Origin of the sequence: Bradyrhizobium betae (genome assembly GCF_050632175.1) — a bacterium.
GTDB lineage: Bacteria > Pseudomonadota > Alphaproteobacteria > Rhizobiales > Xanthobacteraceae > Bradyrhizobium > Bradyrhizobium betae_B.
Genome location: NZ_CP192576.1, coordinates 390,720 through 404,852, shown reverse-complemented (window position 1 = coordinate 404,852; position 14,133 = coordinate 390,720). Strand labels below are relative to the sequence as shown.

Genomic DNA, 14,133 nt, shown 5'->3' with positions numbered 1-14,133 from the left:
AGCAATCCAGACTGTCCCCGCGGAGAGATTCTGGATTGCTTCGCTGCGCTCGCAATGACGAGCGGATAGGCCTCGGCCTCACAACACGTGCGACGCGCCCGGAATCTTCCTTAAGCCCGCCGTCAGGCCCCAGCTCAGCATCACCGTGAGCACAAAGCCGACCGCGGCCTTCATGATGGCCGGCCAGCCGTAGTCGAACAGCGCGTACTGGATCCACAGCGCGATCGGGTAATGCACCAGGAACATGCCGTAGGCATCGGCCTGCATGCGGTCGAGCAGGTTCGGCCCCGGCGATTTCTGGTGCAGGAAGAAGGCGAGGATCGCGAGCAGGATCGAGCCGAGAACAGCACGAAGAACGTGCTGTAAATCGCCTGATACCAGTGCGGCTGCGGGTCGGGATTGCCGAGAATTTCGCGCTTGATGTAGATCATCGCCCACATCAGGCAATAGGGAATCAGCGTGACGAGCAGCCACGTCCAGCGTTTCTTCGGCAGTTGGCCATCGGCGCTGAGGATGCCGCGATCGAAATTCGCAGCACCAACGCTGACGCCGATGAAAAAATACGCGAAATAGAGCAGGACGCGGCTCGCCTGCACCGAGAACGGCCCGAACTCGAACCATTTGCTGCCGCCGAAATAGAGCAGGGCCGGCACATAGACGATGGCGCTGACGACGACGAGCAGCAGCCAGAACGCTGCGGGCTGGTCGAAGCCGCGCAGCGAGACGCGGTTGACCGGATCGACCAGATGCGCCGAGACCCGGTAGAGCAGGCTCGCGGTCAGGTCGAACGCCAGCAGCACCCACACGAACCAGATCGGACCGCTCGGCCACGGGCCGACGGTGATCGTCTTCCACCAGAACGAAGCAAAGGTCAGCTCGGGATCGGCCCGCAGCGCGATCGCGTAATAGGCGAGCGGAATGACGGTGAAGGCCGCGATGACGAACGGCAGCCCCAGCCGCAACAGGCGGTCGCGCAGGAAGACCTGCGGCGCCTTGCGCGCGATGCCGGACCAGGTGAACAGTCCCGACAGGAAGAAGAACATCGCCATGAAGAAGCTGTCGGTGGCGAGCACGATCACGTCGAAGCCGATCCAGGACACGGGATCGGTGTGGCCGAAATGGGTATAGGGAATGACGGCGTGATGCAGCAGCACCACCAGCGTCAGGAAGGTGCGTGTGCGATCGAGCGACAGATTGCGCGCCCTGGCCTTCGGCGCGGCGTGCGCCTCCGCACCGATCGTCGCGGAATGTGACATCGTGATCATGGTCGCCCCGGTCGCGCTTCTCTCCGGTACGACTGTGCCGCGGGGAACCCAATTCAGCAAGCGCCGTTTGGCCGCAACGGTCAAAGGCCAGCGGAACCAGTTCCGGGCAGGGAAGTTGAAGTTCCCGAACAGGTTGAACGGCTGCTGCGTGCGGCCTCAGGTCGGAGTTTGACGATGACGATTCTGAAATGGGCGCTGATATTCCTCCTCGTCTCGATCGTGGCCGGCGTGCTCGGCTTCACCGGCATCTCGGCCGCCTCCGCCGACATCGCCCGCTTTCTGTTCTATGTCTTCGTGGTGATCTTCCTGGTGCTGCTGATACTGGGGCTCACGATCTTCAGGGCTTGAGCAGGTTGGGCAAACTTTCGCGTCCGTCATGGCCGGGCTTGTCCCGGCCATCCACGCATCTCCGCCCGCGATCAAGAACGTGGATGCCCGGGACAAGCCCGGGCATGACGTCGAGAAGCTACCCCACTTCCTCGATCTTCACCTTGTCCGGATAAAAGGCGAGGTGACCGGAAATCTCGGTCATCGCGGGGAAGGGCGTCTCGTAGGTCCAGATCGCGTTGTCCAGCGTCTTGCCGTCGGCCTTGACGCTGTAGTAGCTCGCATCGCCCTTGTAGGGGCAATGGGTGACGCGGTCGGTGCGCTCCAGCAGCGCCATGTTGGCATCCTCCCGCGGCACATACTGCACCGCCGGATATTTGGCCTCCTTCAAGGTCAGGGCCTTGCTGGTCTCGGCGATCACGATGTCGCCGGCCATGACGCGGACACGACGCGGGTTTTGGGTGATGGTGATGGGGTGGTCGGGCCCTGGAAGCTTCATGATGTCACGCCTTTTCGATTGATCTGCCGCGCGCGGCACTTTGTCGTGCCTTTATCCTGATGGGATCAGGGATATAGTGCCTGAAGGCGTGACGTAGAAGGCCATTCACGCTAAGTTTGGTCTCTGCTGGCAAGCTTGGCTTTCCAGATCAGGACCCCGGCAGCGATTCGACGCCGAGCCGAGACAAGGAGCAAGACCAGAATGCCTATGGACGCCCACGATATCGAGGCGATGATCAAGGCAGCGATCCCCGATGCCGAGGTGACCATCCGTGACCTCGCCGGCGATGGCGACCACTATGCCGCGACCGTGATCTCTGAATCCTTCCGCGGCAAGTCCCGCGTCCAGCAGCACCAGATCGTCTACCGGTCCCTGCAAGGCCAGATGGGCGGCGTGCTGCACGCGCTGGCGCTGCAGACCGGAGTCCCTGGCGGGCCCGGGTTGCCCGGCGCCTGATCTGACGAGCACCTGATCCGATCGCGACGGGGGCGATGATGGCTGCGGACAACCCGCGCGGCGCGATGTTTCGCGTCATCCTGCCGAACCAGCACAGCCGCGTCACCAATGTCGAGCTGTTCTTCGATCTCGTCTTCGTCTTTGCCGTCACGCAGGTCTCGCACACCCTGCTGCACCATTTTACGCCGCTCGGCGCGGTGCATGTCACGGTGCTGTTTCTCGCGATGTGGTGGGTATGGATCTACACGGCCTGGGTCACCAACTGGCTCAATCCCGACCTGACGCCGGTTCGCATCCTGATCTTCCTGATGATGCTGGGCGGCCTCGTGCTGTCGACGACGATCCCGACCGCGTTCGAAGGGCGGGGCCTGTGGTTCGCGCTCGCCTACGCGACGATGCAGGTCGGACGTACCGCGTTCTGGCTGCTCGCAACGCCCGCGCATCGGACTCTGGTGCGGCACAACGCGATCCGCATCCTGGTCTGGCTCTGTGGCTCCGCGATTTTCTGGATTCTCGGCGGCCTCGCGCATGAGGAAGCGCGGCTATGGTTCTGGATCGTGGCGCTGACCATCGAATATGTCGGGCCGTCGGCCCGCTTCTGGGTCCCGAAGCTGGGTTTCTCGTCGGTCGAGGCCTGGGCCGTCGAGGGCGGCCACATGGCCGAGCGCTGCGCCCTCTTCGTCATCATCGCGCTCGGCGAGGCCGTCGTCGTCAACGGCGCGACCTTCGCCGAGCTGGAATGGACCGCCGACAATATTCTCGCCTTCGCGTCTGCGCTGGTCGGCGCCATCGCAATGTGGTGGATCTATTTCCACAAGGGCGCCGAGGCCGGCGCCGAGCAGATCTCGAAATCCGCCGAATCCGGCCGGCTGGCGCGGCTCGCCTACACCTATCTGCACATGCCGATCGTCGCCGGCATCATCCTGACGGCTGTGTCGGATGAACTGGTGCTGAAGCATCCGACCGGCCATTCCGATATCAGGACCATCGTGAGCACGATCGGCGGCCCGCTGGTGTTCCTGGTCGGCACCATCCTGTTCAAGCACGCGATCCGCGGCTTCCTCCAGCTCTCGCACGGCGTCGGAATCATGCTGCTGTTGGCGCTGTGGTGGTTCGCGTCGGAGCTGTCGCCGGTCTGGCTGTCGGTTGCGACCACCGTGATCATGATCGTGGTTGCGATATGGGAGTCGGTGTCGCTGGGGTCAGCGCCGGAAGGGGCTGAGGCGCATTGAGCTCCCCGCGCGCCTACTCCGCAGCCTCCAGCGCATGCACCGAAAACATCTTCGCCGCGTCCGTCCAGCTCTCGCGCACCCGCCAGCCAGCGCCCTGCGCCAGCGCCGCAAAACGTTCGAGGCTGTACTTGTAGCTGTTCTCGGTGTGGATGCTCTCGCCGGCCCGGAAGGAGAAGCTGGTTCCCAGCAAACGCACCGTCTGGTTCTTCTTGCTGATGAGATGCATCTCGATGCGGTGCCGCTCGCGATTGTAGATGGCGCGATGGGTAAAGGCGGACAGATCGAAATTGCCGCCGAGCTCGCGATTGATCCGCACCAGCACATTGAGGTTGAAGCGAGCGGTGACGCCGGCGGCATCGTTATAGGCGTCGTGAAGCAGGCGCTCGTCCTTTTCGAGGTCGGCGCCGACGATCATCTGCGCGCCCGCACCCAGAATTTCGCGCGCGCTCTTCAGGAAGGCCTGGGCCTGCTCCGGTTCGAAATTGCCGATGGTCGAGCCGGGGAAGAAGCCGACCTTGGGCATAGAGGCAACCGCCTTGGGCAGCTCGAACGGCGTGGTGAAGTCGGCCGCGACCGGATAGATGCCGAGCGTGGGGAAATCACGCTTGAGGCCGTTCGCCTGCGCCTTCAGGAAGTCGCCGGAGATATCGACTGGGACATAGGCCGCGAACTTGCACTGGTTGAGCAGCAAGCGGACCTTCGTGGTCGCGCCCGCGCCGAACTCGACCAGCGCCGCATGCTCCGGAATGATTTTTGCGATCTCGCTGCCGCGCTCTTTCAGGATCGATAGCTCGGTGCGGGTCGGATAATATTCCGGCAGGCGCGTGATCGCCTCGAACAGCTCCGAACCGGTCGCGTCGTAGAAATATTTCGGCGACAGTTTTTTCGGCTGCTGCGAGAGGTCCTCAATGGCTTCGCGGGCGAAGGCAGTGGTCTGCTCGTCGGGAAGATGGGCTTCGGCCAAAGCGCTGGCGTGCACATTCATGATACTCTCCTGAACGCGCTGTCCGGCGCGCGATTGTCGTCGGATAAGAATTTCACTCGTAGTCGGCGAGCCGCAGTCCCGTGAATTGCCAGCGGTGGTGCGGATAAAAGAAGTTGCGATAGGTAATACGGCTGTGGCCTTCAGGAGTTGCAAGCGAGGAGCCGCGCAACACCAGCTGATTGATCATGAACTTGCCGTTGTACTCGCCGAGCGCGCCTTCGACGGCCCGGTAACCAGGGTAGGGTGAGTACGACGATCGGGTCCACTGCCAGACGATGCCGAAGGCGTCGTTGAGCTGGCCGGCGCGCGCCGCGACCTCCCATTCCATCTCGGTCGGCAGGTGTTTTCCGGACCAGCGCGCAAACGCATCGGCCTCATAGTAGCTGATGTGGCAGACCGGGGCGTCGGGATCGATCGGCTTGAGCCCGGCCAGAGTCATCACCTGCCATTGGCCGTCGACCTCGCACCAATGGCCCGGAGCCTGCCAGTCTTCCTTGCTGGCGGCAGCAAAGCCGTCCATCAACCACAGCGTTGCTTTCGCATAGCCGCCGTCGCGCATGAAGGCGAGCCATTCGGCGTTGGTGACGAGATTGCGGGCGATCTTGACCGGGCCGACGAGGGCGCGATGCGCCGGCTTCTCGTTGTCGAAATGGAAGCTGTCGTCGACATGGCCGACGGTGTGGATGCCCTCGTTCAGCGACAGCCAATCTTCGCCCGTCCGTGTCGCGGCCGGAAAGCGCCAGTCCGGATCGTAAGCCGGCGAGACCGGATTTTGCGCAAAGGCGTGCAGGATGTCCGTGAACATCAACTCCTGATGCTGCTGCTCGTGGTTGAGCCCGACCTCGACCAGCGGCGCCAAGGCGAGGAGCTTGTCCTCGCCGGCCTCGCGGAAGAATTTGACGACGGCTGCATCGACATATTTGCGATAGGCGCCGACCTCGCCCGCGCTCGGGCGGGTGATGTCGCCGCGATGTCCCCGTGCATGGCGCGGGCCGGCGCTGACGTAATAGGAATTGAACAGGAACGCGAAATCGGGGTGGAAGGGCCGGTAGCCCGGACAGTGCTCGCCGAGCAGGAATTGTTCCCAGAACCAGGTCGTGTGAGCCCGGTGCCATTTCGCCGGGCTGGCATCCGGCATGGACTGGATCTGCTGGTCCTCGGGCGACAGGGAGGCGGAGCGGCGTTCGGTCTCGGTGCGGACGGCGAGAAAAGCGTCTTCCAGCTGCTGGGCGAGGGTGCCCGGGGCGGAGGACGGTGACGAAATCGGGGGGCGGCCGTAGCGGAGGCTTGTTTCGTCACGTTTTTCTCCAGACAGGACAAGAGAACGTCGTTCGCGTTGTCCGGTTCCAAAAATGAGGTTCGTCCTAGATAGGGGCTCCGTTACGGTATGAAAGTCCTGCCCGGTGATGATATTCGTGCCATCATGTAATGGGCCCGATGCCGCCAGGACCGGCTGCGGAGGGGCTGTTCGCCGCCATTTTACTTTGGATGCACAACGGTTTGGGCTACATATATAGGCAGGTATCGGGTTAAATCGGCTGAGCCGGCCCGGAGTGATCGGTTAGGGCTCCGCCCCAGAAGGACATGGATATGAGCATCGAGGAATTCATCGCCAACGAAGTGAAGTCGAACGACGTGGTTCTGTTTATGAAGGGTACGCCGCAATTTCCGCAGTGCGGTTTCTCCGGCCAGGTCGTCCAGATCCTCGACCATATCGGTGTTGGCTATAAGGGACTCAACGTCCTCGAATCCGCCGAACTGCGCAACGGCATCAAGGACTACTCGAACTGGCCGACCATCCCGCAGCTTTACGTGAAGGGCGAGTTCGTCGGCGGTTGCGACATCGTCCGCGAGATGTTCCAGGCCGGCGAATTGCAGCAGCTCTTGTCCGAGAAGGGCGTCGCTGCCGCGGCCTGAGGTGCCCCCGCTGACGTGCCGGTTCGGCGGCGCGCAGCTCGAGGTCATCGTTGCTGACATCACCACACTGAGCGTTGACGCCATCGTCAACGCCGCTAACACGTCGCTCCTTGGCGGGGGCGGCGTCGATGGCGCGATCCATCGGGCGGCCGGGCCAGACCTGGTCGCCGAATGCCGTACGCTCCACGGCTGCAAAACGGGCGACGCCAGGATTACCAAAGGTTATCGGCTCAAGGCCGCGCATGTGATCCACACCGTCGGACCGGTCTGGAATGGCGGCACGCTGGGCGAGGACGATCTGCTGGCCTCCTGCTATCGCCGCTCGATGGAGCTGTGCCGGCAGCACGAGCTGACTTCGGTGGCATTCCCCGCGATTTCGACCGGTGTTTTTCGTTTCCCCGCCGACCGGGCAGCCGATATCGCCGTTCGTACGACGATTGAAGGGCTCTCGGCCGCGCCATCCGTTTCTCGCGTTGTGTTCTGCTGCTTTGCGGAGCCGAGCGCCAGGCACCATGCCGAGGCGCTTGCGCGACACGGCGGCTCTTGTGCCGGATGACGTGGTCAGTACACTCCGCCCGCCATGTTCCGGGGAGGGGATATGATTTTTAACTTTGGACTTCGTTCGTTGGTTTGTGGCGCACTGGTGTCGCTTGGCGCGATATCGTTGGCTCGCGCCGAGGGCACCTACGAGATTCCGGCCGGAGCGCATTTCAATCAGGAGAAGCTCGGCAAGATCAGCGAGTTCTTCAAGAACGAGGTCGCGACTGGCAAGATCGCCGGCGCAACCGTATTGATCAAGCAGCACGGCAAGCCGGTCTACCACGAAGCGTTCGGCGTGCAGGATGTGGTCAGCAAGGCGCCGATCACGGACAAGACGATCTTTCGCCTGTTCTCGATGAGCAAGGCAATCACGTCCGTCGTCGCGGTGCAATTGATCGAGGACGGCAAAATCAAGCTCGACGATCCCGTCTCGAAATACATTCCGTCGTTTGCCAACGTGAAAGTCGGCGTCGAGAAGAAGGCTGATGACGGCACCAAGTCGCTCGAGCTCGTGCCGCCGAACCGGCCGATGACGGTGCACGATCTGATGACGCACACTTCGGGCATCACCTATGGCTTCTATGGTGACAGCCTGGTCCGCAAGGCCTATCGCGACGCCAACATCTACGCCGGCGATTTCGACCTCGCGGAGTTCGCCGAGCGCATCGCCAAACTGCCGCTGCATAACCAGCCCGGCGCGCTGTGGCAATACGGCCATTCCACCGACATCCTCGCGCGCGTGATGGAGGTCGCGACCGGCAAGCCGCTGCTCGATATCATGCGGGAGAAGCTGCTGGGCCCGCTCGGCATGGTCGACACCGGCTTCTTCGTCACGGAGCCGGAGAAGCAGAAGCTGATTGCCCAGCCGGTGCCGAACGACAGTGATTTCCGGGTTGGCCGGATCAACGATCCGACGGTCGTCAAGAAGATCCAGTTCGCCAGCGGCGGCATGGTCACGACCATGGCGGACTATGAGCGCTTCGCGCAGATGCTGCTCAACGGTGGGACCCTCGACGGCAAGACCATCCTCAAGCCCGAAACGTTCAAGCTGATGACGACCGATCACATCGGTCCAAAATCGGGCGTCGATCGTGATTATTTCTACTTCCCCGGCGACGGTTTCGGCTTCGGCCTCGGGCTTGCGGTCCGCACCGATCCCGGCAACGCCAAGCCGCCACCGCCCGGCGATCTCGGTGAATTGAAGTGGGACGGCGCCTCCGGCTGCTATTTCGTGATCGACCCGAAGCAGGACATGTTCTTTGTTCTGCTGGAGCAGACCCCGACCGAGCGCCAGCGTGTGCAGCGGACATTGAAGCAGTTGGTCTATGAAGCCATGGAGAAGTGACGTGTTCGGGCGCCGCGTTCTGATCGCGGCGCTCGTGCTTCTGTCCGGTGCCATCGGAGCGAAGGCGGGTTCCGAGGAGCACGTCGCGCGCAGTTTCACGCCCGAGGGGCTGGCGAAAGTCTCCGACTACATCCGGAACGAGGTCGCGACCGGGAAGATTCCGGGCGCGATCATGCTGCTCCAGCAGCACGGCAGGCCGGTCTATTCCGAGAATTTCGGCGTCCGCGACGTCGCGACCGAGATCTCGATGAGCGCGGATACGATCTTCCGCCTCTATTCGATGTCGAAGCCGATTACTTCAGTCGTGGCGATGATGCTGGTCGAGGAGGGTAAGCTCTCGCTCGACGATCCCGTCTCCAAATACATCCCCGCCTTCGCCAGCATGAAGGTCGGCGTTGAGAAAAAGGCCGAGGACGGCAAGGTCGCGCTGGTGCTGGAGCCGCTGGAACGTCCCGTCACGGTCAAGGATCTGCTGCGCCACACCGCCGGACTGCCGTACGGCTATTACGGCGGGGAGTTGGTGAACAAGCTCTATGCCGACGCAGGTCTGTTCAACAACGGCAATTCGACCAATGCCGAGTTCGTCGCAAAAATCACCACGCTGCCGCTCGCCGAACAGCCCGGTACGAAGTGGGATTATGGCCACGCCACCGATGTGCTCGGCCGCATCGTCGAAGTGATCTCGGGGAAATCGCTGCTGCAGTTCGAGAAGGAGCGGTTGCTCGATCCGCTTCACATGACCGAGACGGCGTTCTTCGTTGCCGATCCCGCCAAATTTCCGCGCGTCGCCGAGCCGATGCCCGCGGACCGCAACATCAATCCGACGACGCAGCTTCGCGACATCAGGCGTCCCGTGACATGGGAATCAGGCGGCGGCGGCATGGTCGGCACAATCGGCGACTACGCCCGCTTCGCGCAGATGCTGCTGAACGGCGGGAGCTATGAGGGGCGGCGCTACCTCAAGCCCGAGACCATCGCGCTGATGGCGTCGGACCACATCGGCCCCGAGACCGGGATCGCGCGCGACCAGAATTATTATCCAGGCGGGAGTTCCGGTTTCGGCCTCGGCTTCGCTGTTCGCACCTCGGTGCCGTCAGGCACGTCGTGGCCGCTGGGCGAATATCGCTGGGATGGCGTCGGCGGCACCTTCTTCTTCATCGATCCCGAAGACGATTTGTTCGGAATCTTCATGGTGCAGACCCCGTCGCAGCGCGGCCGGATTCAACTGGCGTTGAAGACGCTGATCTATCAGGCGATGGGGCGGTAGCCAGCCGCTACGGGGCTACGCCCCGCGGACGATCTCCCTGATTTGCCCGATCGTCTCCTCGATCTGGGCGGCATTGACGTCGAGATGGGTGCAGGCGCGGATGCGGCCGTCCATCATCGCGAGCGTCACGCCGCGCTGGCGCAGTGCCGCGACCATCTTGTCGCCGGGGATGCCGGCGCCATCGGGCTTGAAGAACACGAGATTGGTCTCGGGCTCCTGAACCTCGACGCCCGCGATCTGCGACAGGCCGCGAGCCAGAGCGCGCGCATTGGCATGATCGTCGGCGAGGCGGTCGACGTGATGATCGAGCGCGTAGATGCAGGCGGCGGCGCAGATTCCGGCCTGCCGCATTGAACCGCCGAGACGCTGCTTCCACTGCCAGACCGCGTCGATGAAGGCGCGCGAGCCTGCGAGCACGCCGCCGATCGGGGCGCCGAGGCCCTTGGAGAAATCGATCCAGGCCGAATCCCACCCCGCCGTCATGTCGCGCGGAGAGATGCCGCTCGCCACCGTGGCGTTGAGCAGGCGCGCGCCGTCCATGTGGGTGACAAGGCCATGTTCTTTGGCGATCGCGACGATCTCGTCGAGCGCCGCCTTTTTCCAGATCGTGCCGCCGCCGATATTGGCGGTCTGCTCGACGCTGACGACGGTCTGCGGCGGCTGGTAGCGTGTGCGCGGATGCAGCGCCTTGCGGAACGTCTCCGGTGTGAACTGGCCGTCGACGCCTTTCAACTGCGTCACCTGGAAGCCGCCGATCGCGGCATGCGCGCCGCCTTCGCGGGCGATGATGTGCGCGCTCTCATGCGCCAGAATCTCGTCGCCGGGGCGGCAATGCACCAGCGTCGCCGTGACATTGCACATCGTGCCCGACGGCATGTAGACCGCGGCTTCCTTGCCGAGCAGCTCGGCGACGCGCGCGCACAGCGCATTCACGGTCGGATCGTCGCCGACCTGCTCGTCGCCGACCTCGGCGCGCGCCATCGCCTCGCGCATCGCGGGTGTCGGCTTGGTCTGCGTGTCCGAGAGCAGATTGATGCGCACCGGCGGCGCCTTGGGATCGATCGGGGAGGGGTGTAGAGCATCACAAACCGTGTTTCTTCCACATGGCGCGAACATCGTCGGCACTCGCTAACTCGCCGCGGGCGATTTCAGCTGCTGCCTCGTCTAATTCGGCCTCTTCCATTGTTGTTGGCTTTAGCGGAGGCCGATCATCAACATTGTCGAAGACCTCGTCGAGAGGACGCGTCATGATCAAGCTCCATCGCTCGGGACCTTAGCACAGGCGATTCCCGAGATGGAGTGGCCGCCTCAAACGAAAAGGCCCCGGAAAACCGGGGCCTTTGAATGTCGTTCTGCCGAGCCTATCAGCGCGAATAGAATTCGACGACCAGATGGGGCTCCATCTGGACCGGGAACGGCACGTCGGAGAGGTGGGGGATGCGCACGTATTTCGCGGTCATCTTGCCGTGGTCGACTTCGAGATAGTCAGGGGTGTCGCGCTCGGGAAGCTGGCTGGCTTCGAGAACGTGAGCGAGCTGCTTGGAGGCTTCCTTGACCTCGATCACGTCGCCGATCTTGACCTGATAGCTGGAGATGTTGACCTTGCGGCCGTTCACCTTGACGTGGCCGTGGTTGATGAACTGGCGCGCCGCGAAGATCGTCGAGACGAACTTGGCGCGGTACACCACCGCATCGAGACGGCGGCTCGAGCAGGCCGATCAGGTTCTCGCCGGTGTCGCCCTTGAGGCGGCTGGCCTCGACATAGATGCTGTGGAACTGGCGCTCGCTGATGTTGGCGTAGTAGCCCTTCAACTTCTGCTTGGCGCGCAGCTGCACGCCGAAGTCCGAGAGCTTGCCCTTGCGGCGCTGGCCATGCTGGCCGGGGCCGTATTCGCGGCGGTTCACGGGGCTCTTCGGGCGGCCCCAGATGTTCTGGCCCATACGGCGGTCGAGTTTGTACTTGGCTTCACTGCGCTTAGTCATCGCGTCCTCGAGAGGTTCATGGTTTGAGGAAACGCGCCCTCCTGTGTGACGGGCTAGCCCGGCACTGACAGGTCCGATCCCCAAAGCATAGGAGGCAGGACCACGGGTCGCGAAACGCTTCGCGGGCCGAAATCGGCCCGCGAGCAGGCGGCTTTTAGGTGAGTTTGGGGCTCGCTGTCAATGCGAATGGGCCGGAATCAGGTCCCGACTGCCCGAATCGGCTTCGACCCGGCCGCCCGCAATTCGGCAGCGATTTCAGCGTTCAGGACCTGTTCGAGCCGGGTCAGGACCCGGGCGATCGGGGCGGCGTCGGTAACCCGGTGGTCCCAGCGGATCACGACATGGATGGTCTGGTCGGCCTGGACCACCCCATAGCTGACGATGAACGGGCCGGGTGTAATGGGGTGGAGCTCGCCGCCGCCATAGGCGGCCACCGAGCTGACCGCGAAGCTGCCGAACCAGTTGCCGCGCTGCCGGCCGAAATTCAGCCCAACGGCCCAGGACAGGCGGCGCAGCGGCAGCGGCAGGCGGGTCGCCCGCATGATCTTGCGGAACATCGGGACGTCGTCGACCAGCGCCGTCTTGGCGCGCCGGATCTCGGCATCGATCGAAGCCAGCGCCATGGCCTCGGGAGCCGCGATTCGCTGCGGGAGCACGCATTCCTCGCCGTCCTCGACCCGGGCGATAGCCACCGACGCCACGCTCTTCGGCAGCTCGTAAAGCATAGGCCAGGGCCATTTGGCGTAGACGGTGCGCAGGATCGGCTCGTCCCTGGCGACCAAGGCAAAGGCCTTGACGAACATCGCGGCCCAGCCGGCGGGCGCCATTGCGCCGGCGCGGGCCTCCAGCAGGGGGCGGATATTGAGCGAGCGGGAGAGCGAGACGAACGGCACGTCCATCGACGCGCGCATGAGGTCGCAAATCAGGCGGCGCGGCAGCGAAATGGTCTTGGGCGTCCCGCGCATTGGTCTCCGTTTCCCGGCGATTAAAAAATGTGCAGCGAGCGGGTTCCCGCTCGCCGCTTGCTGTACCACGAACCAACCCGCCTGGGGCCGGTCGGTTCGCCGCATCAGGGTGCTGGTGAGGCCAGCGGCTTGGTCTTGTCGACGATGTAAACTCCAAGCACTTTCATAGCCTTATCGCCGTGGGCTTTGGCGTCATGCACGACGCCTGCGGGAATCTGATAGGAATCGCCGGCTTTCAGGGTTTTTCCGGCTGCCCGTCGACGAGCAGATTAAGCTCGCCTTCGAGCACGTAGCCGGTCTCGATGCCCGGATGGGTATGGCGTCCGGCCGCGCCGCCCGCCGGGACTTCGGCGATGGCGGTGATGGTGTTGTAGCCGTCTGGGAATTCGACCTTCTGCAGCGGGGTGCGCTTGATGCCGGTCTGCTGGGCGAAGGCTGCGGCGGCAAGGCCGGTGAAGGCGAGAATGAGCAGGCTCTTTTTGAGCATTGGTATTTCCTCCCTGGAACGACCGACCCTAGCAGCGCCGCCGCTCCGGGCAAGATGGCAGGGAGGTTTCAGCGCCTGATGCCCTCGAACGCCGCCATGATGCCGCGCTGGAACAGTGACCAGTCGAAGCCGAGCGCGATGGCACGGTAGCCGCGATCGACCAGGGCGTTGGCCTGGTCGGCGGTGCGGGCGACGCCGCCGATCGGCACACCGCTTCTGAGGATGCCGGCCTCGGCGCGCGCGACCAGCTCCAGCAATTCCGGGTCGTCCATCTGTCCGCGCTTGTTGATGGAGGTGGCGAGATCGCCGGGGCCGATCACCGCGACGTCGATGCCGGGCGTTGCCATGATCTCGTCGATGCGGTTGACGGCGTCGACATGCTCGATGGTGATCATGCAGATCATCTCGTCGTCGGCGCTGGCCATGTAGTCCGGCATCGACTGGCCCCACCGGAACGGCGCGTGGAACGGTCCCCACAGACGGTCGCCGCGCGGCGGATAGCGCACGCTGCGCACCGCCTTCTCGGCGTCGGCGCGATTGGTGATCATCGGGAAGTTGATGCCGAAGGCGCCGATGTCCATCGGCGCTTTCGCGAGCCACGGCTCGTTCGCGGCAATCCGCACCAGGGGCGTGCATGGCGTGCCCGTGGTGGCGGCGATCATCGCATGCGCTTCGGTCAGCCCGATCGGCCCGTGCTCGAGATCGACGATGATCCAGTCGAGCGAACGCGCCATGATCTGGACCAGCTGCACGCTCGGGATGGTCGCGATCGCGCCGAAGGCGGGACGGCCCTCGCTCCACAATTGTCGGAGTCGATTGAGCGGCGGAGTCGGGACCGACATGGGATGACCTGCGGAAAGATGAC

General features: G+C 63.6%; 13 protein-coding genes and 4 pseudogenes. 7 read left to right on the top strand and 10 right to left on the bottom strand.

Annotation, left to right across the window (positions count from 1 at the left end; translation table 11 throughout):
- Nucleotides 1-78: 78 nt before the first annotated feature.
- Nucleotides 79-1,265: pseudogene (locus tag ACQ86E_RS02155) on the bottom strand (acyltransferase family protein).
- A gap of 174 nt (nucleotides 1,266-1,439) precedes the next feature.
- Between ACQ86E_RS02155 and ACQ86E_RS02150 the strand changes: the two are divergent.
- Nucleotides 1,440-1,613, top strand: a complete 174-nt coding sequence (locus ACQ86E_RS02150; protein WP_007612121.1) for a DUF1328 domain-containing protein — start codon at nucleotides 1,440-1,442, stop codon at nucleotides 1,611-1,613.
- A 118-nt stretch (nucleotides 1,614-1,731) separates the two neighbouring features.
- Here ACQ86E_RS02150 and ACQ86E_RS02145 read toward each other — a convergent pair whose 3' ends face one another.
- Nucleotides 1,732-2,091 carry a DUF427 domain-containing protein gene (locus ACQ86E_RS02145; RefSeq protein ID WP_431203993.1) on the bottom strand — a complete coding sequence of 120 codons (360 nt, stop codon included), beginning with the start codon at nucleotides 2,089-2,091 and terminating at the stop codon, nucleotides 1,732-1,734.
- 201 nt (nucleotides 2,092-2,292) lie between these two features.
- Here ACQ86E_RS02145 and ACQ86E_RS02140 point away from each other — a divergent pair, with 201 nt between their 5' ends.
- Entirely contained in the window at nucleotides 2,293-2,547 is a 255-nt protein-coding gene (locus ACQ86E_RS02140) for a BolA/IbaG family iron-sulfur metabolism protein (protein WP_431203992.1), read from the top strand.
- Between the two features lie 38 nt (nucleotides 2,548-2,585).
- The gene (locus ACQ86E_RS02135; RefSeq protein ID WP_431206375.1) at nucleotides 2,586-3,779 is read left to right on the top strand and encodes a low temperature requirement protein A; all 1,194 of its coding nucleotides are present in this window, start codon (nucleotides 2,586-2,588) and stop codon (nucleotides 3,777-3,779) included.
- A 13-nt stretch (nucleotides 3,780-3,792) separates the two neighbouring features.
- Here ACQ86E_RS02135 and egtD read toward each other — a convergent pair whose 3' ends face one another.
- Together egtD and egtB are read right to left on the bottom strand one after the other, a co-directional pair.
- Nucleotides 3,793-4,764 (bottom strand): L-histidine N(alpha)-methyltransferase, encoded by a 972-nt coding sequence (gene egtD / locus ACQ86E_RS02130; protein ID WP_431203991.1) that lies wholly within the window; start codon nucleotides 4,762-4,764, stop codon nucleotides 3,793-3,795.
- A gap of 52 nt (nucleotides 4,765-4,816) precedes the next feature.
- Nucleotides 4,817-6,114: pseudogene (gene egtB, locus ACQ86E_RS02125) on the bottom strand (ergothioneine biosynthesis protein EgtB).
- A gap of 240 nt (nucleotides 6,115-6,354) precedes the next feature.
- On the opposite strand from egtB, the gene grxD reads away from it, so the two are divergent.
- The 4 genes from grxD to ACQ86E_RS02105 are packed head-to-tail and all read left to right on the top strand — an operon-like array spanning nucleotide 6,355 to nucleotide 9,833.
- The gene (gene grxD, locus ACQ86E_RS02120; RefSeq protein ID WP_431203990.1) at nucleotides 6,355-6,681 is read left to right on the top strand and encodes a Grx4 family monothiol glutaredoxin; all 327 of its coding nucleotides are present in this window, start codon (nucleotides 6,355-6,357) and stop codon (nucleotides 6,679-6,681) included.
- A 1-nt stretch (nucleotide 6,682) separates the two neighbouring features.
- Nucleotides 6,683-7,237: an O-acetyl-ADP-ribose deacetylase gene (locus ACQ86E_RS02115; protein WP_431203989.1), complete on the top strand. Its 555-nt coding sequence runs from the start codon at nucleotides 6,683-6,685 to the stop codon at nucleotides 7,235-7,237.
- Between the two features lie 42 nt (nucleotides 7,238-7,279).
- Nucleotides 7,280-8,566 carry a serine hydrolase domain-containing protein gene (locus ACQ86E_RS02110; protein ID WP_431203988.1) on the top strand — a complete coding sequence of 429 codons (1,287 nt, stop codon included), beginning with the start codon at nucleotides 7,280-7,282 and terminating at the stop codon, nucleotides 8,564-8,566.
- A 1-nt stretch (nucleotide 8,567) separates the two neighbouring features.
- Nucleotides 8,568-9,833: a serine hydrolase domain-containing protein gene (locus tag ACQ86E_RS02105; RefSeq protein WP_431203987.1), complete on the top strand. Its 1,266-nt coding sequence runs from the start codon at nucleotides 8,568-8,570 to the stop codon at nucleotides 9,831-9,833.
- A gap of 15 nt (nucleotides 9,834-9,848) precedes the next feature.
- On the opposite strand, the gene ACQ86E_RS02100 is transcribed toward ACQ86E_RS02105, so the two are convergent.
- From ACQ86E_RS02100 to ACQ86E_RS02075, 6 genes and pseudogenes are all read right to left on the bottom strand, one after another.
- Complete coding sequence (locus ACQ86E_RS02100; protein WP_431206374.1) at nucleotides 9,849-10,949, bottom strand: threonine aldolase family protein; 1,101 nt, start codon at nucleotides 10,947-10,949, stop codon at nucleotides 9,849-9,851.
- Complete coding sequence (locus tag ACQ86E_RS02095) at nucleotides 10,915-11,082, bottom strand: hypothetical protein (RefSeq protein WP_431203986.1); 168 nt, start codon at nucleotides 11,080-11,082, stop codon at nucleotides 10,915-10,917. The genes ACQ86E_RS02100 and ACQ86E_RS02095 overlap by 35 nt, the downstream gene beginning before the upstream one ends.
- Before the next feature lie 115 nt (nucleotides 11,083-11,197).
- Nucleotides 11,198-11,816 (bottom strand): annotated as a pseudogene (gene rpsD, locus ACQ86E_RS02090) (30S ribosomal protein S4).
- A gap of 197 nt (nucleotides 11,817-12,013) precedes the next feature.
- Nucleotides 12,014-12,781: an acyltransferase gene (locus ACQ86E_RS02085; RefSeq protein ID WP_431206373.1), complete on the bottom strand. Its 768-nt coding sequence runs from the start codon at nucleotides 12,779-12,781 to the stop codon at nucleotides 12,014-12,016.
- A gap of 104 nt (nucleotides 12,782-12,885) precedes the next feature.
- Nucleotides 12,886-13,268 (bottom strand): annotated as a pseudogene (locus ACQ86E_RS02080) (cupin domain-containing protein).
- Between the two features lie 68 nt (nucleotides 13,269-13,336).
- Entirely contained in the window at nucleotides 13,337-14,110 is a 774-nt protein-coding gene (locus ACQ86E_RS02075; RefSeq protein WP_431203985.1) for an HpcH/HpaI aldolase family protein, read from the bottom strand.
- Between the last annotated feature and the right edge of the window lie 23 nt (nucleotides 14,111-14,133).

What these genes read in the sequence shown, in the direction of transcription:
- ACQ86E_RS02150 (WP_007612121.1), top strand. Translation starts at nt 1,440, where the DNA reads ATGACGATTCTGAAATGGGCGCTGATATTCCTCCTCGTCTCGATCGTG.
- ACQ86E_RS02145 (WP_431203993.1), bottom strand. Translation starts at nt 2,091, where the DNA reads ATGAAGCTTCCAGGGCCCGACCACCCCATCACCATCACCCAAAACCCG.
- ACQ86E_RS02140 (WP_431203992.1), top strand. Translation starts at nt 2,293, where the DNA reads ATGCCTATGGACGCCCACGATATCGAGGCGATGATCAAGGCAGCGATC.
- ACQ86E_RS02135 (WP_431206375.1), top strand. Translation starts at nt 2,586, where the DNA reads ATGGCTGCGGACAACCCGCGCGGCGCGATGTTTCGCGTCATCCTGCCG.
- egtD (WP_431203991.1), bottom strand. Translation starts at nt 4,764, where the DNA reads ATGAATGTGCACGCCAGCGCTTTGGCCGAAGCCCATCTTCCCGACGAG.
- grxD (WP_431203990.1), top strand. Translation starts at nt 6,355, where the DNA reads ATGAGCATCGAGGAATTCATCGCCAACGAAGTGAAGTCGAACGACGTG.
- ACQ86E_RS02110 (WP_431203988.1), top strand. Translation starts at nt 7,280, where the DNA reads ATGATTTTTAACTTTGGACTTCGTTCGTTGGTTTGTGGCGCACTGGTG.
- ACQ86E_RS02100 (WP_431206374.1), bottom strand. Translation starts at nt 10,949, where the DNA reads ATGTTCGCGCCATGTGGAAGAAACACGGTTTGTGATGCTCTACACCCC.
- ACQ86E_RS02095 (WP_431203986.1), bottom strand. Translation starts at nt 11,082, where the DNA reads ATGACGCGTCCTCTCGACGAGGTCTTCGACAATGTTGATGATCGGCCT.
- ACQ86E_RS02085 (WP_431206373.1), bottom strand. Translation starts at nt 12,781, where the DNA reads ATGCGCGGGACGCCCAAGACCATTTCGCTGCCGCGCCGCCTGATTTGC.
- ACQ86E_RS02075 (WP_431203985.1), bottom strand. Translation starts at nt 14,110, where the DNA reads ATGTCGGTCCCGACTCCGCCGCTCAATCGACTCCGACAATTGTGGAGC.